The organism is Geodermatophilus sp. URMC 62 (genome assembly GCF_052931475.1).
The window spans coordinates 3,452,682-3,473,402 of the sequence record NZ_JBRFHY010000001.1 but is presented as its reverse complement, the minus strand read 5'-3'; the positions used below and the strand labels follow the sequence as shown (position 1 = coordinate 3,473,402).

18 protein-coding genes and 1 pseudogene are annotated in these 20,721 nt (G+C 74.3%); 9 read left to right on the top strand and 10 right to left on the bottom strand.

What is annotated here, in order from left to right:
- Positions 1-107: 107 nt before the first annotated feature.
- From ACU616_RS16890 to ACU616_RS16855, 8 genes are all read left to right on the top strand, one after another.
- Positions 108-1,628: a M6 family metalloprotease domain-containing protein gene (locus tag ACU616_RS16890; RefSeq protein ID WP_446759587.1), complete on the top strand. Its 1,521-nt coding sequence runs from the start codon at positions 108-110 to the stop codon at positions 1,626-1,628.
- A 285-nt stretch (positions 1,629-1,913) separates the two neighbouring features.
- Positions 1,914-5,081: an ATP-binding protein gene (locus ACU616_RS16885; protein WP_446759586.1), complete on the top strand. Its 3,168-nt coding sequence runs from the start codon at positions 1,914-1,916 to the stop codon at positions 5,079-5,081.
- A gap of 49 nt (positions 5,082-5,130) precedes the next feature.
- A complete protein-coding gene (locus ACU616_RS16880) occupies positions 5,131-5,607 on the top strand; it encodes a hypothetical protein (RefSeq protein ID WP_446759585.1) in 477 nt (158 codons plus the stop codon).
- A gap of 58 nt (positions 5,608-5,665) precedes the next feature.
- Positions 5,666-7,462, top strand: coding sequence for a Dyp-type peroxidase (locus tag ACU616_RS16875; RefSeq protein WP_446759584.1), 1,797 nt, complete (start codon positions 5,666-5,668; stop codon positions 7,460-7,462).
- A gap of 98 nt (positions 7,463-7,560) precedes the next feature.
- Positions 7,561-8,262, top strand: a complete 702-nt coding sequence (locus tag ACU616_RS16870; protein ID WP_446759583.1) for a Crp/Fnr family transcriptional regulator — start codon at positions 7,561-7,563, stop codon at positions 8,260-8,262.
- Between the two features lie 298 nt (positions 8,263-8,560).
- Complete coding sequence (locus ACU616_RS16865; protein WP_446759582.1) at positions 8,561-9,154, top strand: RNA polymerase sigma factor; 594 nt, start codon at positions 8,561-8,563, stop codon at positions 9,152-9,154.
- Between the two features lie 78 nt (positions 9,155-9,232).
- Positions 9,233-9,421, top strand: coding sequence for a hypothetical protein (locus ACU616_RS16860; protein WP_446759581.1), 189 nt, complete (start codon positions 9,233-9,235; stop codon positions 9,419-9,421).
- A gap of 52 nt (positions 9,422-9,473) precedes the next feature.
- On the top strand, positions 9,474-9,686 hold the full coding sequence (locus ACU616_RS16855; protein WP_446759580.1) for a hypothetical protein: 213 nt from the start codon (positions 9,474-9,476) through the stop codon (positions 9,684-9,686).
- Between the two features lie 152 nt (positions 9,687-9,838).
- Here the strand turns inward: ACU616_RS16855 and ACU616_RS16850 are convergent.
- A pseudogene (locus tag ACU616_RS16850) lies at positions 9,839-9,952 on the bottom strand (helix-turn-helix domain-containing protein); the annotation flags it as partial.
- 272 nt (positions 9,953-10,224) lie between these two features.
- Here ACU616_RS16850 and ACU616_RS16845 point away from each other — a divergent pair.
- The gene (locus tag ACU616_RS16845) at positions 10,225-10,557 is read left to right on the top strand and encodes a CBS domain-containing protein (protein WP_446759579.1); all 333 of its coding nucleotides are present in this window, start codon (positions 10,225-10,227) and stop codon (positions 10,555-10,557) included.
- 162 nt (positions 10,558-10,719) lie between these two features.
- On the opposite strand, the gene ACU616_RS16840 is transcribed toward ACU616_RS16845, so the two are convergent.
- The 9 genes from ACU616_RS16840 to allB form a co-directional block, all read right to left on the bottom strand.
- A complete protein-coding gene (locus tag ACU616_RS16840) occupies positions 10,720-11,898 on the bottom strand; it encodes an AI-2E family transporter (RefSeq protein WP_446759578.1) in 1,179 nt (392 codons plus the stop codon).
- Positions 11,899-12,436: 538 nt separating this feature from the next.
- Entirely contained in the window at positions 12,437-13,693 is a 1,257-nt protein-coding gene (locus ACU616_RS16835) for a DUF6986 family protein (protein ID WP_446759577.1), read from the bottom strand.
- Positions 13,690-14,574 carry a hypothetical protein gene (locus ACU616_RS16830; RefSeq protein ID WP_446759576.1) on the bottom strand — a complete coding sequence of 295 codons (885 nt, stop codon included), beginning with the start codon at positions 14,572-14,574 and terminating at the stop codon, positions 13,690-13,692. The genes ACU616_RS16835 and ACU616_RS16830 overlap by 4 nt, the downstream gene beginning before the upstream one ends.
- 16 nt (positions 14,575-14,590) lie before the next feature.
- Positions 14,591-16,078 carry a nucleobase:cation symporter-2 family protein gene (locus ACU616_RS16825; protein ID WP_446759575.1) on the bottom strand — a complete coding sequence of 496 codons (1,488 nt, stop codon included), beginning with the start codon at positions 16,076-16,078 and terminating at the stop codon, positions 14,591-14,593.
- 35 nt (positions 16,079-16,113) lie between these two features.
- Positions 16,114-16,992, bottom strand: a complete 879-nt coding sequence (pucL, locus tag ACU616_RS16820) for a factor-independent urate hydroxylase (protein WP_446759574.1) — start codon at positions 16,990-16,992, stop codon at positions 16,114-16,116.
- Positions 16,993-17,008: 16 nt separating this feature from the next.
- Positions 17,009-17,341 (bottom strand): hydroxyisourate hydrolase, encoded by a 333-nt coding sequence (uraH, locus tag ACU616_RS16815; protein WP_446759573.1) that lies wholly within the window; start codon positions 17,339-17,341, stop codon positions 17,009-17,011.
- Entirely contained in the window at positions 17,338-17,862 is a 525-nt protein-coding gene (uraD, locus tag ACU616_RS16810; protein WP_446759572.1) for a 2-oxo-4-hydroxy-4-carboxy-5-ureidoimidazoline decarboxylase, read from the bottom strand. The genes uraH and uraD overlap by 4 nt, the downstream gene beginning before the upstream one ends.
- Entirely contained in the window at positions 17,859-19,091 is a 1,233-nt protein-coding gene (gene alc, locus ACU616_RS16805) for an allantoicase (protein ID WP_446759571.1), read from the bottom strand. Before alc ends, uraD begins: the two co-directional genes overlap by 4 nt.
- The gene (gene allB, locus ACU616_RS16800; protein ID WP_446759570.1) at positions 19,088-20,440 is read right to left on the bottom strand and encodes an allantoinase AllB; all 1,353 of its coding nucleotides are present in this window, start codon (positions 20,438-20,440) and stop codon (positions 19,088-19,090) included. Before allB ends, alc begins: the two co-directional genes overlap by 4 nt.
- Positions 20,441-20,721 lie beyond the last annotated feature (281 nt).

Sequence of the window (20,721 nt, the reverse complement as noted above, 5' to 3'; positions counted from 1 at the left end):
CCGCGCCGTCGCGCGTATCAGGAGGCGGTGCCGGAGCTCTGTCAGGCGAGCGCCCCGCAGCGGCCGGCCCCGGCCGCCGCGCACCCCGACGACGACGGAGCCAGAGCATGCCCCTCCCCTACGACGGCGAGCAGATCACCCTGCACGACCCCGACGGCACCGAGCTGCCGGTGCGCGCCTGGGGCAACCAGTTCGCCGCGGTCTTCGAGACCCTCGACGGGTACACCGTCATGCAGGACCCCGACAGCGGGTACTGGCACTACGCGACGCTGTCACCCGACGAGCAGGAGCTCCTCCCCACGGACGACAGGGTCGGCGCCGTGGACCCCGCCCGGCTCGACCTGCCCCGGCACACCCGCCCCCGGCGGGAGGCGAGGGGTGCCCTGCCCCGGGCGGCCCTCGCCGCGGCTGCCGAGCGGCCGCGGTGGGAGGCCCGCCGCCAGCAGCGGCGGGCACGCAGCGCCCGGGCCGCGCAGGAGGGCCCGGTGCCGGCGCCTCCCCAGGAGGAGACGACCGGCGACTACGTCGGCCTGTGCCTGCTCGTGGCGTTCCCCGACGTCCCGGCCACGATCACCCGGCAGCAGGTCGACGACTTCTGCAACCTGGCGGGGTACGCGGAGTTCGGCAACAACGGGTCCGTCCGCGACTACTTCGCCGACGTGTCGGGCGGGAAGCTGACCTACACCAACGTCGTCACGGCCTACTACACCGCGAAGCACGAGCGGGCCTACTACACCGACGAGACGGTCGAGCAGCCGCTGCGGACGTGGGAGCTGATCACCGAGGCACTCGACGACCTGGTGGCGGGCGGGTTCGACTTCTCGCCGCTCACGACCGACGACGCCGGGTTCGTGCGGGCGCTCAACGTCTTCTACACGGGCACCCGCGTCAACAACTGGGCCAAGGGGCTGTGGCCGCACTCCTGGCACCTGGAGCACGGCTACCCCGTGACGCCGACGGCGCAGCTCTACGACTACCAGATCACCGACCTCGGCGACCGGCTGACGCTGCGGACGTTCTGCCACGAGAACGGCCACATGATCTGCGACTACCCCGACCTGTACGACTACGACGTCGACCCGGCCCTGCAGGGCTACGGCGTCGGGCACTACTGCCTGATGTGCTTCGGAGGGTCGAACGTCAACCCCGTCCAGGTCAGCGCCTACCTCAAGCAGGCCTCGGGCTGGGCGTCCTCGGTCACCCCCCTGACCCCGGGCACGACGTCCACCCTCGAGGCCGGGACGAACGACTTCCTCGTGCACCGCAGGAACGCGACCGAGTACTTCGTCCTGGAGAACCGGCAGCAGGTGGGCCGGGACCGCTCGCTCCCGGACGCCGGCCTGGTCATCTGGCACGTCGACGAGCTCGGCGACAACAGCTTCGAGCAGATGACGCCCGCGCAGCACTACGAGTGCTCGCTGGAGCAGGCCGACGGCCGCTTCGACCTGGAGCACCGGAGCAACGCCGGTGACGCCTCCGACCTGTACGGCGCCCCGTACGCCACGGCGTTCGGGAACGCGACCACGCCGGACAGCCGCTGGTGGGACGGCGACGCGTCGGGACTGGAGATCGAGTCGATCTCCGCTCCGGGCCCGAAGATGACCGTCACCACGGCGGACCCGACCTGACCCCGGCGTCCCGCACCGGCGCCCGGAGCCCGTGGTCCCCGCGACGGGCTCGCGTCCCGCCGGGAGGTGGTGACGAGGTGGTGACGCGGTGGTGACGCGGCGGTGACGTCCGCCTCCCTAGCGTCTGCGCTCCCGAGGGGGGAGTCGGCAGGTGAGAGGGAGAGCGCGTGCGCTGCACGGGACGTCGCACGCGGGGCCGTGCCCTCCCCCGGAGCCGCGATGAGCACCGGTTCCCGCGTCTTCGGACCCCCTGGAGCGAGGGCCGACAGCGGTACGGTCCTGCCGATGACGGCTCCGCCGGCCCCGGTCGGACACGGGACGCGGCCGCCGGGCGTCCGCAAGACGGTCACGATCCTCTTCTCCGACCTCGTGGACTCGTCGCGGCTGAGCCTCACCCTCGACCCGGAAGCGCTGTGGAACCTGCTCGAGCGCTACTTCGGCGAGATGAGCGCCGTCGTCGAGAAGCACGGCGGGACTGTGGAGAAGTACATCGGCGACGCGATCATGGCGGTGTTCGGCGTGCCGACCCTCCACGAGGACGACGCCCTGCGGGCGGTGCGGGCGGCGGTCGAGATGCGCGACTCCCTCGCCGTCCTCAACCGCGAGCTCGAGGCCGCCTGGGGCGTCCGGCTGGCCAGCCGGATCGGCGTCAACACCGGCGAGGTGATCGCCGGCGACCACCGGCGGGGACACCTGTTCGTCACCGGGGAGGCCGTCACCGTCGCCAAGCGCCTCGAGGAGGCGGCGGAGGCCGACGAGATCCTGATCGGCAGGTCGACGCAGAGGCTCGTGCGCGACGCGGTCGACGTCCGGCCGGGCGGGCCCCGCCCGCTCAAGCACGGGCAGGTGGTCGACGCCGTGACGGTGGTGCAGGCCCGCGCCCACGCCCCCGGCCTCGCGCGCCACTTCGAGTCGCCCTTCATCGGGCGCCAGGGACCGCGTGCGGTGCTGGACAGCGCGTTCGGCGAGACGGTCGAGCAGCGGAGGTGTCACCTGCTGACCGTGCTCGGCGACGCGGGCGTGGGGAAGTCGCGGCTCGTGCGGGAGTTCGCGGCGGACCTCCCCGGGGACGTCGTGGTCCTGCACGGTCGCTGCCTGCCTTACGGCGAGGGGATCACCTACTGGCCCCTGGCCCAGATCGTCCGCGACATCGCGCGGGCCAGGGGCGTGGACCCCGGTGAGCAGTCCGCGGCCACGATCGCCGCGCGGCTGGCCACCGGAGAGCTCGCCGGGGAGGAGAAGGCCGAGCTGATCGCCCAGCGCGTGGCCGGGGCGCTCGGGCTCGGCGGCGCGGCCGGGGGGACGAGCGAGGAGACCTTCTGGGCGGTCCGGAGGCTCTTCGAGGCACTCGCCCGATCGGGACCGCTCGTCGTCGTTGTGGACGACCTGCACTGGGCCGAGCCGACCTTCCTCGACCTGGTCGAGCACGTCGCGGAGTTCTCCCGCGGCCTGCCGATCCTGCTCGTCTGCATCGCCCGGGGGGAGCTGCTCGAGACCCGCCCGGGGTGGGGACGGGGCGCGGTCGACGCGACGTCGATCGCGCTCGAGCCGCTCGAGGAGGCGGAGTGCCTCGAGCTGGTGTCCCACCTGCTCGGCCGCGCCCCGCTGCCGCCCGCCGCGGCGTCGCTGATCGCGGGCTCGGCGGAGGGCAACGCGCTCTTCGCCGAGGAGCTCGTGGCCATGCTCGTCGACGAGGGACGGCTCACGCGCGAGGACGGCCGCTGGGTCGTCCCGTCGGACCTCTCCGACCTGCCCGTGCCGTCGACGATCCACGCCCTGCTCGCCGCCCGGCTCGAGAGCCTCCCGGCCGACCTGCGGGCGATCCTGACGGCCGCGGCGGTCGAGGGTGTGGTGTTCCACCGGGGCCCGGTCGGCGAGCTCGCCTCCCCCGCACCCGGCACGGCACTCGAGGACGGCCTGCGGACGCTGGTCCAGCGGGGCCTGATCCGCCGGAACCCGGCCGACTTCGGCGGCGAGGAGGCCTACCGCTTCCGCCACGGCCTGATCCGCGACGCCGCCTACCGCTCCCTGCCCAAGAACGCGCGGGCCGAGATGCACGAGCGCTACGCGAGCTGGCTGGAGGCCATGGCCGACGACCGCTCGCGCCTGCGGGAGTTCGAGGAGATCGTCGGCTACCACCTCGAGCAGGCCTTCCGGAACCGCGTGGCCCTCGGCCCGCGCGACGCGCGCGCGGCCTCGCTCGCGGCACGGGCGTCCGAGCGGCTCGAGGCGGCAGGGCGGCGGGCGCTCGCCCGCAGCGACCTGCCGGCGGGGATCGGCCTCCTCGAGCGGGTGACGGAACTGCTCCGGACCGAGGACCCCACACGGCCCCTGGTGCTCACCGAGCTCGGCGCCGCGATGATCGAGTGCGGCCGGCTGGTCCAGGCCGAACGCGTGCTCGACGAGGCGCAGCGGCTGGCCGCGGCCGGCGGCGACCCGTGCGCGGCGTCGCACGTGCTGGTCCAGCAGCAGTTCCTCCGGCTCCTCCACGTCGAGGACGACGGGATCGAGGAGGCCGCCCGGGCGATGGCCCGCGTGATCCCGGTCTTCGAGCGGTGCGCGGACGACCTCGGCCTGTGCCGCGCGCGGCGGCTCGAGGCCTGGCTCTACTGGAACGAGGCCCGTGCCGAGGCAGCGGCGGAGGCGTGGGAGCGGGCGGCCGCGCACGCGGACGCGGCAGGGGACCGGCACGTCCGCGACGAGATCCTGACCTGGGTGGCGTCCTCGCTGTTCTTCGGTCCGACCCCCGCCGGCGAGGGGGTGCGCCGCTGTGAGGCGATGCGCGCGGAGGTGCGGGAGAGTCCCGAATCTGAGGCGGCCATCCTCCGTCACCTCGCCGGCCTGCACGCGATGCTCGGCCGCTTCGACCTCGCCCGTCGGCTGCTGGCCACCAGCAACGCCGCCTACGCCGACCTCGGCCTGACCCTGAACGCGGCGACCTCGCAGAACGAGGCCGTCGTCGAGCTGCTCGCGGGCGACCCCGCGGCGGCCGAGGAGAGCCTGCGCGCGGGGTGTCGCGCGCTGGAGGAGATGGGGGAACGGATGTTCCTCTCGACGACCGCCGCCTTCCTCGCCCGCGCGCTCCTGGAGCAGGGGCGCGACCGGGAGGCCGAGGAGTACGCCGACCTCAGCGCCCGGCTGGCCGGGCCCACCGACCTGCTGTCGCAGGTGCTCTGGCGCGGCGTCCGCGCGCGCGTGCTCAGCAGGCGTGCCGAGCTCGGGGAGGCCGAGGAGTTGGCGCGCGAGGCGGTGGCCCTCGCCGGGGCGACCGACTTCCTCGACCACCGGGCCGACGCGCTGATCGACCTGTCGCACGTGCTGGAGGCCACCCGCAAGGGCGAGGAGGCCGTCACCGCCGCGTCCGGGGCGCTGCGCCTGTACGAGGTCAAGGGGAACGTCGTCTCCGCCGCCGCGACCCGACGCCGGCTCGCCGAACTCGACGGGACGACGTGACAGCGAGGCCGTGCGCGGGTCCGCCGCGCCCGGGGAACACCGATGAGCCGTGGGGCTCGGGATGGGCGGTGACGTGGTGACCGATACCGCGGGCAACTTCGAGCGGGTGCTGCAGGTCGACGCGCAGGGAGGTGTCTGGCTCCAGGGTCCCCTCGAACTCGCCGCTGACCAGACGCTGTCGACGCTCTACGTCTGGCTCTCGCAGACGCGCGAGGACGGGACGGGAGGTGTCGCCACGGCCGTCCTCGACGGTGGCGGTTTCAACAGTGCAGCCGCCAGGCAAGCCGGTGGTACGCCGTGGCGGACACAGGCGAACGCCGTACACGGAGAACTCCGGGCCGGTCCCGCAACCGGCATGGCGCTGGCGGTCCTGACCCGAGACGACGGCTCGACGATCTCGTACTGGTGGTCCGACAACGGCATCCACCTGAAGCAACCGGCGCCCGTAGCCGTCCAGCCCCATGACAAGAACGCCCTGGCGGCCGAGCTGCTCCAAGCCGCCGCCAACATCCTCAAGCATTCGTGATGCTCGCGATAGCGGCTGACGTCCTCGATCACCGGACCGACGCCCGAGCGGTGACGCGATGACGATCGCCGGCGGTGACCTCGACCCGGTGCTGGAGATCGACGCCCAGGGGGACGTCTGGCTCCAGGGTCGGCTCGAGCTCGCCGGTGGCCGGAGGCTGTCCGAGCTGCACGTCTGGCTCTGGCAGACGCGCGGGGACGGGACGGGCGGTGCCGCCACGGCCGTCCTGCTCGGCGCCCGCTTCGACAGCGCAGGCGCCAGGAACAGCGGCGGCGCACGGTGGAGGACGAGGGCGGACGCCGTGCACGGGGAGCTCCGGGCCGGCCCGGCGACCGCGACGGCGCTGGCGGTCCTGACCCGGCAGGACGGCTCGGTCGAGTCGCACTGGTGGTCCGACAGCGCCGTCCGCCTGACCTGCGGCGCGCCGGCCCGCTCCCCGGACGGCACCCTCGATCTCAGCCGCACGCTGTCGTGGAAGACCGCCGCCGGGGACGCGGCCGCCATGCTCGACGAGCTCCAGTCCAACATCGTCCACCCGCACGTGCGCGAGCACCTGTCCGTGCTCCTCCTGCGGTTCGGCAACCCGGTCGAGGGCAGGACCTTCCTGCGGGCGATCGCTCCGCTGGTGAAGTCGGCCAGGCAGCACCTCCGGGAGGTCGAGGAGTTCAGGGCGACCGGGACGCCGGGCACCCCGTACGTCGGCATCGGGCTGACCCACGCCGCCTACCGGGCGCTCGGTGTCGGCCCCGAGCGGATCCCCGGCGACGCGTCGTTCACCCGCGGCATGAAGGACCCGGCCAGCCGGGACGCCCTGCACGACCCGCCCGTCTCGACCTGGGAGCCGCCGTACCGGGAGGAGATCCACGCCGTCGTCCTCATCGGTGATGCGACCCAGGGAGGGATGTCGGCAGCCCGCAGCCAGGTCCTCAACCTGGTCAGGGGCTCGACCGCCATCCTGGGCAGAGAGACCGGGCTCGGGCGGCGCAACGCCTCCGGCGCCGCCGTCGAGCACTTCGGGTACGTCGACGGGATCAGCCAGCCGCTGTTCCTGGACGAGGACGTCGCGGCAGCGAGGAGGAGCGCCCCGGGCGGACTGGTGTGGGACCCCGCGTGCCCCCTCGACCGCGTCCTGGTGCCGGACCCTGCGGCGCCGGACCCCGCTGTGCACTACGGCAGCTACCTCGTGTTCCGCAAACTCGAGCAGGACGTGCGGCGGTTCCAGCAGGCCGGAACCGACCTCGCCCAAGCGCTCGGACTGGCCCGCCGCGACCGCGAGCGCGCCGGTGCGATGCTCGTCGGCCGCTTCCGGGACGGCACGCCACTCACGCTCCGGCCGACTCCCGGGCCCACCGGGCGCGGTGACAACGACTTCGACTACGCCGCGGACGCCGCCGGGCGGCGGTGCCCGTTCCAGGCCCACATCCGCAAGGTCAACCCCCGGGGCTCGGCCGTGGGCGCACGGCAGGAGCGGGTACGCCTCATGGCCCGGCGGGGGCAGACCTACGGCCGGCGCACCGACGACCTCGCCGCCGACCTGCCCCCCAGCAGGCGCCCGACCGGCGGCGTCGGCCTGCTGTTCATGGCCTTCAACGCCGAGCCCCGTCAGCAGTTCGACTTCGTGCAGTCGCAGTGGGCCAACGACGCCCGTTTCCCGGGCCCCGCCAGGGGTGCTGCTGGGGGTGCCGGACCCGGCCGTGACCCGGTGGTCGGTCAGGGACCCCGCGCGGACGGGACCTGGCCGCCGATCTGGGACGCCGCGGCCACCCGGACGGCTCCCGCGATACCCCAGGCGGTCACGCTCAAGGGCGGCGAGTACTTCTTCATGCCCTCGCTGGCCTTCCTGCGCAGCCTCTGACCACACCCGCCGCCCGGGGCGGAACCGGGGTCTCCCGGGCCCGATCAGCAGTACCGTGCTCGGGTGCACGGTCCGTCCCGGGGATCGGAGACCGCGTCGTGAGGCCGCGGTTCACCGCGCAGGAGGCGGCGGACGTGCTGGGAGCGACGCCGGTCTTCGGCGCGCTCGACGGTCCCTCGCTCACGGACCTGGCCGCGGCGAGCAGGCAGCGGACGTACGGCCGGGGACAGTACCTCTGGTACCAGGGCGACCCGGGGGACCACCTGGTCGTCGTCGGTGAGGGCCTGGCCAAGGTCGTGCTGACGTCGGAGCGGGGCGAGGAGGCCGTGCTCGTCACCCTGGGCCCGCACGACACCGCCGGCGAGCTCGCCCTCCTCGACGGCCTGCCGCGCTCGGCGTCGGTCGTCGCCGTGGAGCCGACGACCGTGCTGATGCTGCCGAGGGCGGCCGTGCAGGAGGCCATGGCCGCCCACCCGGAGGTCCTCGACGCCGTCCTGCGCCGGCTCGGGCAGCTGGTCCGCCGGCTGACCGAGCAGACCGGCGACCTGGTCTTCCTCGACCTGACCGGTCGCGTCGCGGAGGTCCTGCTCCAGCTCGCCCAGCGCCACGCGCAGGACGACGCGCACACGGTGCTCGACGTCGGGCTGTCGCAGTCCGACATCGCCGCGATGGTGGGAGCCACCCGTCCGGCGGTCAACCGGGTCCTGCAGCTGTTCGCGGCCCGGGGCCTGATCTCGGTGCACGGCCGCGTGATCGTGCTCCGGGACCCCGCCGCGCTGCGCCGCCGCGCCGGCCGGTGAGGCACCGCGGCCCGTCGTGACCGGGCCGGTGACCGGGCCGCTGACCGGCCCGGGGGCGTCGGGCCGCACCTGTCATCCGGATGACAGCCGGCGTGTCCGCGGGCTGGCAGCCCGGCGCGGGCGCCGCTCCTAGCGTCCTCCCTGCAGCCGGACCGGGTGCAGCGCGACCACCACGACGACCGTCACGGGATCGGCCGTGCACGCCGGCGCACTGCACCCAGGCTGTTCCACCCACCCTGAGGATCCGCGGACCGGTCCCCGCACCGGGCGGATCCGTCGAGAACGGGACCGCGGCGCGATGACCACACAGCTCCTCCCCACCCCGGCGCAGGCCCCCCGCACGTGCGACAACGCCACGCTGCTCGCCCGGATGGCCGACGGCGACCAGTCGGCCTGGCGGCAACTGGTCGCCGAGTACGACCGGCTCGTCCGGTCGGTGGCCGCGTCGTTCCGCCTCCAGACGGCGGACGTCCACGACGTGGTGCAGACGACCTGGCTGCGCCTGCTGCAGCACGTGCACACCATCCGCGACCCGGAGCGGCTGGCCGGCTGGCTCGCGGTCACGGCGACGCACGAGTCCCTGGCGGTCCTGCGCCGGTCCTCCCGGGTGCTCCCGCTGCCCACGGTCGACGAGACGCCGGACGCCACGGCCGACCCCGCCAGGGAGGTCGCCGACCGCGACGAGGCGCGGGACCTGTGGGCCGCCGTGGCCGAGCTCCCGCCGCGGCAGCAGCGCCTGCTCGTCGCGCTCTTCCGGGAGGAGCTCGACTCCTACGACGAGGTCGCGGCGACGTGCGCCATGCCCATCGGCAGCATCGGTCCCACGCGGGGACGCGCGCTGGCCCGCCTGCGGGTCAGGCTCGCCGACCGCGGCCTGGGCCCGGCCGCCTGATCCCGGACCACCGGGGTCGTCGTCCTCGCCGCACCCACCCCACCACCACGACACCGCACCCGCGAAGGAGGGGTCGTCGTGTCCGATCCCGCACCCTGCACCCGGCACGCCCGCAGCGTCTGGCTGGCCTCCTGCCCGGCGTGCACCGCCTGGCACCTGGCCGCCCAGTGCGCCCGCCGCGGCGGCCACGGCCCTCGGCCGGCTCCGACCGCGCCCGTGCAGAACGTCCCCCGAGCGGTCGGCCCGGCAGCCTCCCTGGCCGCCTAAGCGCCGCCCCCTGCCAGTCCTCGACCCACGACGACCCTCCCGGAGGTCAGCCATGACGACGATCCACGCCGGCCTCGCCGACGAGCTGCAGCACGACTTCTCCCGCGCCCGCGCGCAGCTCGCCACGGCGCGCCTGCACCAGGCGCAGAAGGACACGCCGGCCACCCGCGCCGCGGTCGCGGGATGGCTCTCCTTCATCGACGCGGTGCTGGACGTGTACCTGGGCACCAGCACTCCCGGAGAACCCCTGCACACCTCGTCGTGACGCGGGTCGCCCGCCGGGCCGCCGGGACCGGGTGCGGTCAGGGTTCGGGAGGCAGCGGCGTGGCGGGCCGGTCGAGCAGCCGGGGCGCTCAGCACGGCCGCGTGCAGTGCGAACCGCTGGTCGGGCCGGGAGACGCGGTGACCGGTGAGCCGGGCGACGCGGGTCAGACGGTCGGTGGCCGTGCGGACCGGGACGTGCAGCCGGCGGGCGGCCTCGGTCGCGACCTCGCCGGCGTCGACGTACGCCCGCAGGGTCTCCAGCGGCACCTCCGCGCCGCCGCGGGCCCGGTCCAAGGGGTGAGGACGTCGCGGACCAGGTCGACGATCGCCGCCTGGTCGCGGCCGAGCACCCGGTGGAGCCACCCACCGCCCAGCGGACGACAGGACCACTCACGCACGGTGCCTGACGGTCGACCAGGTGGTGTCCCGTCACCCGATGACCGTCGACGCACACACGTCGCCGTTCAGCGCCTGGGGCGCCGGCACGGCCGACCCGGCGAGCACCTGGTCGTGATCGACGACGCCGTGCGCCCATCGGCGTGCTCGACGAGCGGGACACCGCCCTGGAGTGGCCGCCCGGGCCGCTGAGCGCGCACCACGTCCCCGTCCACCGGCTGCTGCGCCTGCGGGCGCGTCCGCGGGTCCGCGACTCCGAGCCCCTCGCGACCGCGGCCCGGACCCTGCTGGACGCCCGCACCGACGCCCTGCCGGTCGTGGACGAGGACGGGCGGTCGACGGGGCTCGTCACCGCGCGGCACTGCGTCGAGCTCGTCGCAGCCGTGCACGGGTGTCCGGCCACACCGCCGCCTGCTCCGCCGCCTGCTCCGCCGCCCGCCCTGCCGCCGGCTCCGCCGGACACCGACGAGCGGTGACCACCGGTCGTCCCTGATCCCGGCGCTCCCGGCGCCGGCGCCGGCCCCGGGCCTCCCGGCGTCACCAGCGGTGCCGCGACCTGACTGCTGGGCACCGTCGCCGGCGCCGTGGTCACCACCGCCGGCGTGGTCTTCGACCCGAGCTCGGGTCGCCGCCCGCGTTCAGCGGCGGTGTGGGTCCGTGGCCACCTGCTGCGGGTCCACGGCGACGTTGCCGTGGAAGGCGTGCGCAGGCGCCGGGTCCGCGGGCCGGCGGTCCTCCCCCACGGTCGGCACCTCCTTGGGCCGGCCGCGGCGGTGGTCCCACACGTCGCGGGCGATGACCTGGATGATGCTGGCCGCCGGGATGGCCAGGAGCGCGCCGAGGACGCCGGCGAGCTCCACCGCCACCAGGATGGCGACGATGACCGTCAGCGGGTTCAGCTTGACCGTGCGAGCGAACACCAGCGGCTGCAGCAGGTGGTTCTCCAGCTGCTGGTAGACGAGGAAGAAGACCAGCACGGTGATGCCGGCGGGCACGGAGTGCACGAAGCCGGCGACGACCGCCACGACCCCGCCGACGGTCGCGCCCACCAGGGGGACGAGGTCGGCCAGCCCGACGAACAGGGCGATCAGGCCGGCGAACGGCACTCCCGCGATGACCAGGACGACGTAGGTGAGCACCCCGCAGACGATGCTGATGAGCAGGTTCCCGGAGATGTAGCCGGTCACCGACCGGGCACAGTCGGTGCCGACCCGGCGGATCCGCTCACCGGTCCGCGACTCGAACAGGGCGATGAAACCGTCGACGACCTTGGGGCCCTCGAGCACCCACAGGTAGGCCAGGACGACGATGGTGACCGCGCCGGTCAGCCCGCTCGCCACACCGCTGAGCACGCCGGCGGCCGGCGTGGTCAGCCCGCTGGCGAAGGAGCTGATCCGGTCCTGGTTATCCTGCACCCAGTCCAGCACGTTGAAGCGCTCGAGCAGGTCGCCGACGGGACCACGGCCGGCCCGCGCGTCGGCGATCTGCTGCGGCAGCTGCCCGGCGAGCTTGGTGGCCTCCTGGGCGAGCGGGACGGCGAAGGCCGTCACCAGGGCCGCGAGGAGGACGAAGGCGACGAGGAAGACCAGCAGGGTGGCCAGGGCACGCCGCCTGCCGCCGAGCAGGCGCCGCTGCACGAACCCGACGACCGGCCCCAGCGCGACGGCGAAGAACGCGCCGACGACGATCCAGGTGAGCACCTGCCGCGTCTCGACGACGATGTAGAGCGCGAGCGCGGTTGCCAACAGCAGCCCGATCGTGGCCAGGATGGTGCGCGTCGGGACGGGATGCCCTGCGGGGCTGCGAGGTTCGGTCACGGTCGTGGTCGTGCCCGACTTCGGCCGGGCGCAATCGAGACGGGGACGTCAGACACGGGCGGGCCGAGGTCACGAGCCGGCCGGCCGTCGGGCCCTCGACGCACCGCCCCGGCGGGCATCGGTGGGCAGCGGGCGTCGGTGGGCAGCGGGCATCGTCGGGGTGGTGACCGCCGCGCCCGTGCCGCAGCCGGGTCGTGCGCGTCGCCGGGGACGGCCGGCGGACCACCGATCCCACGTTCCGAGCGGCTCGTGGCCTCTTCGCCCCCCTGCACGGGGCCTGGCTGCGCCGGGGCGGTCCGCAGCACCTGCTGCAGGTCCTCGGCGGACTGACGCTGCCGGCGGTCCGAGTGCGCGTCCGTCCAGGTGCGCGTCCGTCCAGCACGGGCCGGCTCGGCCGGCGGTGCCGGAGGCCGTGGCGAGGTCGACCTCACTGGTTGCTCCCTGACCGGAGCCGTCGACGAGCCGCGTCGGCCGCGGCTGGTCCGCTCGGGGACGGCACGCGCGGACGGCGCCTCGACCGGTGGGACCCGTCCCGCGGTCAGACCTCGACGCGCCGCGCGAGCCCTTCGAGTCGGGCGCGGTCGACGCCGGTCAGCTCGCCGGCCTCCTCCGCCGTCACGGCGCCACAGTCGACTCCGCGCAGGACCGCGCCCGCGAGCGCCTGGGCCGTCGCGGGTTCGTCCACGACCCCGCCCTCCACGCGACCGAGGTAGGCCCTGATCCGCGCCGCCGTCGCCGGGAGGCTCGCCCGGAAGAAGGAGTAGGTGGCCAGGTAGCGGGTCGGCAGGTGGCCCGGGTGCATGTCCCAGCCCTGGTAGTAGCCGCGTTCCAGCGACCGTGCGACGAGCCGGGTGTGCAGGCGCCAGGCCGCGTGCACCGCGTCCTGGTCCCCCGCCGGCACCACGTTGGTCGACCCGTCGGAGAGTCGCACCCCGGTACCGGCGGCGGCGACCTGCATCACCGCCTTCGCGTGGTCGGCGGCCGGGTGCTCCAGGCTCTGCTGGGTGGCGGTGATGCCGAGGGCGGCGCTGTAGTCGTAGGTGCCGTAGTGCAGCCCCGTGCAGCGCCCGTCCGCCGCGGAGATCGTGCGGGCGACGGTCGCGGTCCCGTCCGCGGCGAGGACGGCCTGCGGGGTCTCCACCTGGATCTCGAACCGCAGCCTGCCGTCGGGCAGACCGTGGGCCTGCTCCAGTCGAGCGCAGACCTCCACCATGGCCTCGACCTGCGCCACCGAGGTCACCTTCGGCAGGGTCACGACGAAGCCCTCCGGGAGGCCGCCGGACGCGTGGAGCCCGCCGACGACGAGGTCGAGCGTGCGCAGTCCCCGCCGGCGGGTCGGCGCCTCGAAGCTCTTGAACCGGATGCCCAGGAAGGGTGGCCCGCCCTCGGCCCGGGCGGCCGCGGCGAGGGCGGCGACCGCCTCGCCGGCCGCCCGGTCCTCCTCGTCGTCGGAGCGCCGGCCGTAGCCGTCCTCGAAGTCGACGCGCAGGTCCTCGATCGGCTCACGGGCGAGCTTGGCGCGCACCCGGTCGTGGACGTCGCCCACCAGCTCGACGGGCATGCCGGTGACGTCGGCCAGGACCTCCGTCGAGGGAGCGTGCCGGTCGAGCAGCTCCACCGCCTGCGCCCCCCACCGGTGGTGGGCGTCGGCCGTAAAGCGGTCGGCCGGGATGTAGACGGTGTGTACCGGCTGCCGCGTCCCGGGATCGCCGGGATAGCGCAGCCGGAGCCGCCGATCGGCCTCGGCGAGCCGCTCGTCCAGGACGTCGGCGAGGTCGTCGCTCAGCTCGGTCATCCGCGTGGTCCTCTCCCTGTCGGCGGGTGCACCAGTCGACGACCTCGTGGGCCGGCACCGTCGAGCCAGGCCGTGTCCGTGCCGGCCCCGACCGGGGACCCGGGTGCGCTCGGGGTCACCCCAGCGCGAGCGTCCGGCGCACCTCGGCCACGCGGCCGGTCGCCTGGACGCCGTACACCGCCGTCCTCACCCGGCCCTCCTCGTCCAGGACGGAGGTGCACCGGATGACCCCGGTTCGCGTTCCGCCGTCCACCTGCCTCTCTCCCCAGGCGCCGCAGGCCTCGCAGACGGCGTGGTCGGTGTCGGCGAGGAGCGGGGAGGTCACGGCGTGCTGCTCGCGGAAACGGGCGAGCTCCGTCGAGCAGGCGGAGGTCGTCCGTGCCGACGTCGAGCACGACGGGGACGACCCGCCGCGGGTGGATGCCCTCGGCCGCGGTGTGGACGGTCAGCTCGCCGAGGGCGATCTGCACGCCGCCGACGCCCTGGTCCCCGATGCCGAGGATCCCCTCGGAGTCGGTGGCGACGACGAGGTCGCAGTCGTCGGGCCCGAGGCCGTAGGCGCGCAGCGCGCCCTCGATGGCGTCCGGTTCGTCGATGGACAGGAAGACCCCGCGGGGGCGGTCGTGGTCGCGGCTGAAGCGCTCGATGACGTCGCCGATGGTGGGGGTGCGGACGACCGGCAGCATCTCCTCCGGGTGCTCGCTGAGCAGCCGGTGGAACAGGACCTCGTCACCCTCCAGGCCCAGCGCCTCCCCATCGGCCCGGGTGACGGCCGTGCCGTGGTCGAGCATCGGGGTGCGCAGGACGTCGCTGCCCCGGGCGCGGACGCGCGCGGTCAGGCTGTCCGGCGCGCCGACCAGTACGTGGGGCCGTTCGCACACGCGGTCCTCCTGGGTGTCAGTGGGAGCTGCCGGGGACCCGGCGCGTCGGCCTGGTGGGGGTCGGGGAGGCGGTGTCGGTGTGCTCGACGACGATCCCCTCGCTGTCCCCCTCGTAGGTGCTGCCGATCGCCGGCGCCTCGGCGAAGATCGGCCCCTCCCCGGGCTGACCGCGCCGCACGTTGAACAGCAGGTTGAGCAGGATGGCGGTGATCGCGGCGGCGCTGATGCCCGAGTCGAAGACGACCTGGAACCAGCTCGGGAAGGGCTCGTAGAAGTCGGGGACGGCGATCGGGATGACGCCCATCGCCAGGGCGGCCGCGACGATGACCAGGTTGGCGTTGCCGTCGTACTCCACCTTGCTCAGCGTGCGGATGCCGCTGGCGGCGACCGTGCCGAACAGCACCAGCCCCGCGCCCCCGAGGACGGGCAGCGGCACGACTGCCACGACGGCCCCGAGGACCGGGAAGAGGCCGAGCAGGAAGAGGATGACGCCGCTGACCGCGACGACGAAGCGGCTCTTGATCCCGGTGACGGCGACCAGGCCGACGTTCTGCGCGAACGCGCTGACCGAGAAGCCGTTGAAGACGCCGGCGACGGTGGTGGAGAGCATGTCGGCCTGCAGCCCGCCGGTGACGTCGCGGCGGCTGAGCGGCTTGTCGACGACCTCACCGATGGCCAGGATGTCGGCCGTCGTCTCCGTCATGATCACCAGCATCACGACGAGCATCGAGACGATCGCCCCGACGGCGAAGGTCGGCAGGCCGAAGTGGAACGGCTCGGTCAGCTGGAAGATGGCGGCGTCCCCGAGGCGGCCGAAGTCCGTGGCGCCGAACGGGATGGCCACCAGCGTCCCCAGCACGAGCCCGAAGAGGATGGCCACGCGGTTGAAGAAGCCGCCCAGGAAGCGGTAGATCAGCACGATGATCAGCAGGGTCGCCCCGGCCAGGCCGATGTTGCGCATCGAGCCGTACCCGGGGGTGTTCGCCGTCCCGAGCGCCCACCGCATCGCCACCGGCAGCAGCGACACCCCGATGACCGTGATGACGGTGCCGGTCACGACCGGGGGGAAGAACCGCAGCAGCCTGGTGAAGAACGGCGCGATCAGCAGCGCGACGGCGCCGGCGACGATGAGCGCCCCGAAGATGGCACGCAGCCCCGCCTCGCCGCCGAGTGGTGCGCCGATGGCCAGCATGGTGGAGACGGCCGCGAACGACGTCCCCTGCACGATCGGGAGACGGGCGCCGATCCGCCAGACGCCGAGCGTCTGCAGGAGCGTGGCCAGGCCGGACACGAACAGGCCGGCGCTGATCAGGTAGGTGGTCTGCTGGGTGGAGAGCGCGAGCGCGGTGCCGATGATGATCGGCACCGCGACCACCCCCGCGTACATGCTCAGCACGTGCTGCAGGCCGTAGGCCACCATCGGTCCCGGCGGCAGCACCTCGTCCACCGGGTGCCCGCCCGTCCCGGCCGCAGCCGCGCTCCGCTTCCTGTTCCTCAGGGCCATCGGTCCTCCTCCTCGGGTCGGCCGGTCGGGCCCGGTCACCAGCCCTGGCCGGGGTCGAAGGCCAGGCCGGGGGCGGGGGCGTCGTCACGGCGGACGGTGAGCTCCTGGAGCCCGTAGGGCCGGTCGTCGGCGTGGAAGACCTCGCCGGCGTTCTCGATCCCGAAGCGGGCCAGGTCGTAGACGAAGTGGTGCTTGTTCGGGGCGGTGACACGGATCTCGGCGATCTCCGGCTGCTCCTCCAGCACGGCCGCGCCGCAGTCGAAGAGGGTCTGCTGGTGCGCCAGGCTGTGGTGGTTGCCGTAGGTCTCCAGCACCGTCTGCACGACCCGGTCGTGGGACTTGCCCCAGTCGACGTCCTCGCTGGTGTGCCACCACTGCGCGCGCAGCGAGGTCGCCATCAGGCGGTCGTGCGTGGGCGCCAGCGTCGTGAACCGGTCCTCGAGGAAGTCCGCGAACTCCGAGTCGGTGGTCTTGAGGATCCACAGGTCCTCGACCCCGGAGACCACCCAGGTGGTCGAGCCGTCGTAGGTCACCGTCGCCGTGCGGACGAAGCGGCCGTCGCGGGTGAAGGCGTGCGGGTGGCCCAGCCGGGTCCACGGGTACATCTCGATGCGGACCCGCGCGTGGGTGATCGGCCCGGTCTCGTCGACGAAGTGGCGGGCCAGCCGGACGCCGAACGACTCCGGCTGCGCGACGACGTCGTCCTCCTTCGCGAAGGCGTAGACGGTGTTCTTCTGCGTGTCCGTCGGCAGCACCGGCGCGTTGTCGCCGGTCAGGTGCGGCGCCTCCTGGCCGCCCCAGAGCGCGACGCTGACGTTGTAGTCGACGATCTCGTGGGGGTCGCTGTCGCGGAAGACCCGGACGACCCGGTTCTCCGCCTTGCCGTACTGGTTGTGGCCGAGCACGACTGCCATGGGGATCACTCCTGTTCTAAGAACCTCGGTAGGTGGAGTAGGCGTACGGGCTGAGCAACAGGGGGACGTGGTGGTGCCGGTCCTCGGTGGCGGTGAAGGCCACCGTCACCTCGGGGTAGAAGCCGGTCCGGCCGGTCGCCGCGAACCAGTCGCCCGTGGCGAAGGTCAGGCGGTGCACACCGGCGCCGAGCCCGTCGGGGGCCAGGTCGCGCAGCCGGCCGTCGGCGTCGGTGACTCCGGCGCCGAGCAGCTGCCAGTCCTCCCCCGACCGGCGTTCCAGGGTCACGCGCAGGCCTGCGGCGGGCTCCCCGGAGACGGCGTCGAGGACGTGCGTGGACAGGGAGCTCACGACCGCAGCGACCTCTCCAGCCGCAGGCGGGTGATCTGCCGCAGCTGCTCGGCGACCTCGCGCCGCTCGGCCTCGGGGTCGTTGCCCAGCCGGCGGCGCAGCTCGGCCAGCATCTCCGCGGGTGAGCGGCCGGCCGCGCGGATCAGGAAGACCTGGTCGAAGCGCTCCTCGTAGGCGAGGTTGCCCTCGCGCAGCGCGGCGCGGACCTCGGCGTCGGCGTCGGCCATCCCGGACTGCTCCTGCCGGGACCAGGCGGCCTCGGGGGACGAGCCGGCCACCCGCTGTCCGATGCGGGGGTGCGCGGCCAGCGCCTCGGCCAGGTCGTCGGGTCCGAGGGCCTCGATCGCGCGGTCGCTCGCGGTGAGGAGCTCGTCGACGTCGGCGAAGGGCCGGCCGGCCACCATGCGGGTGACCCAGGCGCGGGCCGCGCAGCAGGCGGCCAGCTGCTCCTCGGCCCGGTCGGCGGGCAGCGCGTCCAGCGTCTCGAGGCCGGCCCGCAGCCCGTCCACCGACCCGCTCACCGGGCACCGCCCGCCAGCAGGGAGCGGACGGCGCCGGGCAGCGCGCTCGGGTCCTGCACCGGCCGGCCGGCGAGGACGTCGTCGGCCGCCGCGCCGTCCAGGCCGCACTCCCGGTCCAGCACCTGCCGGGCCTGGCCGGCCGGCAGGCTGTTGAACCAGCGCAGTCCCAGCTCGGCCCGCCCCTGGTCGCTGAGGGCGCCGTGCAGCCGCACCCGGGCCATCCCGCCGTCGGGGAAGACGTCGAGCCGGACGGTGTCGACCTCGCCGAGGTCGGGCAGGCGGAACAGGTGGCGGGTGTCGGGCTGCAGCCGGGTCCGGGGCAGCAGCTCGGTCCACTCCTCGGAGCCGGCCGCCGCACCCCCACGGCGGCGGGTGCCGCGCAGGGACGCCCAGCCGGGGGCGTTGCCGAGGAACCAGCTGGTGTCCAGCTCGGCCAGGCGCACCACGCCCGGCCCGGCGAGGGAGAACTCCACCCAGTCGTTGCCGTCGTCACGGCGGCGGGCGGTCTCCCACCCCTCCCCCATCAGCCGCGCCAGTCCGGGCGAGATGAGGTTCGTCGGCGAGGAGAAGAACATGTTGCTGCAGCCGCTGACCACGCCCCCGTTGGCGAGGGCGGCCAGGTCGACGGCTCCGTCGGTCAGGAACCGGGGGTCGGGGACCACCTCGCCGTGCACCCGCAGCCGGGCCACCCCGCCGTCGGGGTACATGCACAGGCGGACGTGGGTGAAGCGCTGCGACTGGTCGACCGCGAAGACGTTCCGCGTGTCGCCGGCGGCCGGTGAGCGGGGCACCAGGGGGACCCACTCCGCGTCCAGCAGCTCCGCCGGGGAGGGGTGGCCCTCGACCGCGGCGCCCTCGACCGACACGGCGGGCGGGTAGTTGCCCCTGAAGAAGGCGGTGTCGACGACGACCCCCCGCACGATCCCCGGCACACCCAGCCGGACGACGGCGAAGTCGTGGCCGGGCTCGCGGCGCCGGCGGGTCTCCCAGCCGTCGTAGACCTGGCCCTTGTGCCCGAAGGTGTACGTCGAGTAGGAGGGCGCCTCCGGCTTGATCAGGTTCTCCCGCTCGGCGAACAGCTCGTCGTTGGCGTGGACGACGCTGCCGCCCAGGCTGCGCGAGGCCAGGTCGGGCAGGCGGGTGACGTCCTCCTGCGCCGGCACCGCGTCGGCTCCGGGGTCCGCCGTCGCGACGCCGGACTGTTGCTGTACGGGGCTGCTCGCTGTCATGCCTCTCCTCGGGTCAGCAGGTCCCCCCGCGGGCGGTCGTCGGCCGGCCCTGCGCCGCCGACCTCGAGGCCGCGCAGCCAGGTGCTGCGGACGACCCCGTCGAGGTGCCGGCCCGCGTACGGGGTGATCGGGTTGCGGTGGAAGAGCGTGGCGGGGTCGACGACGAACCCGTCGTCCGGCGCGAACACGCAGAAGTCGGCGTCGTGGCCGGGCTCGATGCGGCCCTTGCGCTGCAGCCCGACGAGCTGCGCCGGCCGCTCGGCCATCCAGCGCACGACGTCGGGGAGGGAGAAGCCGCGCCGCCGGGCCTCGGTCCACACGTCGGAGAGGCCGAGCTGCAGGGAGGAGATGCCGCCCCACGCCTGCGCGAAGTCGCCCAGGTCGAGCCGCTTGAGCTCCGGGGTGCACGGCGAGTGGTCGGAGACGATGCAGTCGATCGTGCTGTCGGCGAGTCCCTGCCACAGCTGCTCGCGGTTGGCCGCCTCGCGGATGGGCGGGCAGCACTTGAACTGCGTCGCCCCCGCGGGGATCTCCTCGGCCGCGAACGTCAGGTAGTGCGGGCAGGTCTCGGTGGTGATCCGCACGCCGTCGCGGCGCGCCGCGGCGATCAGCGGCAGGGCGTCGCTGCTGGACAGGTGCAGGACGTGCGCCCGCGCTCCCGTGGCCCGGGCGGCGTCGATGACCCGGCCGATGGCCCGGTCCTCCGCCACCCGCGGCCGGGAGGACAGGAAGTCGCGGTAGTCGTCGCTGTGCACGCTGGGGGCCTGCTCGATCGCGTCGCCGTCCTCGGCGTGCACGATGAGCAGCCCGTCGACGGTCCGCAGCACCCGCAGGTAGTCCTCGAGGTCGTCGGGGCGCAGCGGGGGGAACTCCTCGACGCCCGAGTGCACCAGGAAGCACTTGACGCCGAAGACGCCCGCGGCGTGCAGCCCGGTCAGCTCTCCCAGGTTCCCGGGGACGGCGCCGCCCCAGAAGCCGACGTCGACCGAGATCTGGCCGAGAGCGCTCTTGCGCTTCACCTCCAGCGCGGCCACGTCCACCGTCGGCGGGATGCTGTTGAGCGGCATGTCCAGGATCGTGGTGACACCTCCGGCGGCAGCCGCCCGCGTCGCCGACGCGAACCCCTCCCACTCGGTGCGACCGGGCTCGTTGACGTGTACGTGGGCGTCGACGAGACCGGGGAGCAGCACGACGTCGTCGCCGAGCTCGACGACCCGCTCCCCCTGCAGATCCGACTGCAGCGGCTCGACCGCGGCGATGCGCCCGTCGAGGACCCCGACGCACCCGGCCTGCTCGCGTCCCGACGCCACGAGGCGCCGAGCACGCAGGACCGTGTCGTAGCGGGTCACGAGACCTCCTGGTGGTGCGGACAGAGGGCGATGAGGCCGTCCGAACCGGCGGACGACCTGCCGGGGAGGCAGGTGTGCGCACACATCCCGACCGGGTGCCCTGCCCGGCCTCGGAGCGGACGGCTGATGTCGGAGGACGCTAGGAGGAGCGCTGCGACCCGGTCAATAGCCTACGGGCGATATACGAAATACTCCCGTCCCGGGAAAGCGGACATCGAGGCCCCGGGCGCGTATTCCATATATCTGCGCCCACAGGGAGTTCGTGCCGGCGGATCGCTTGA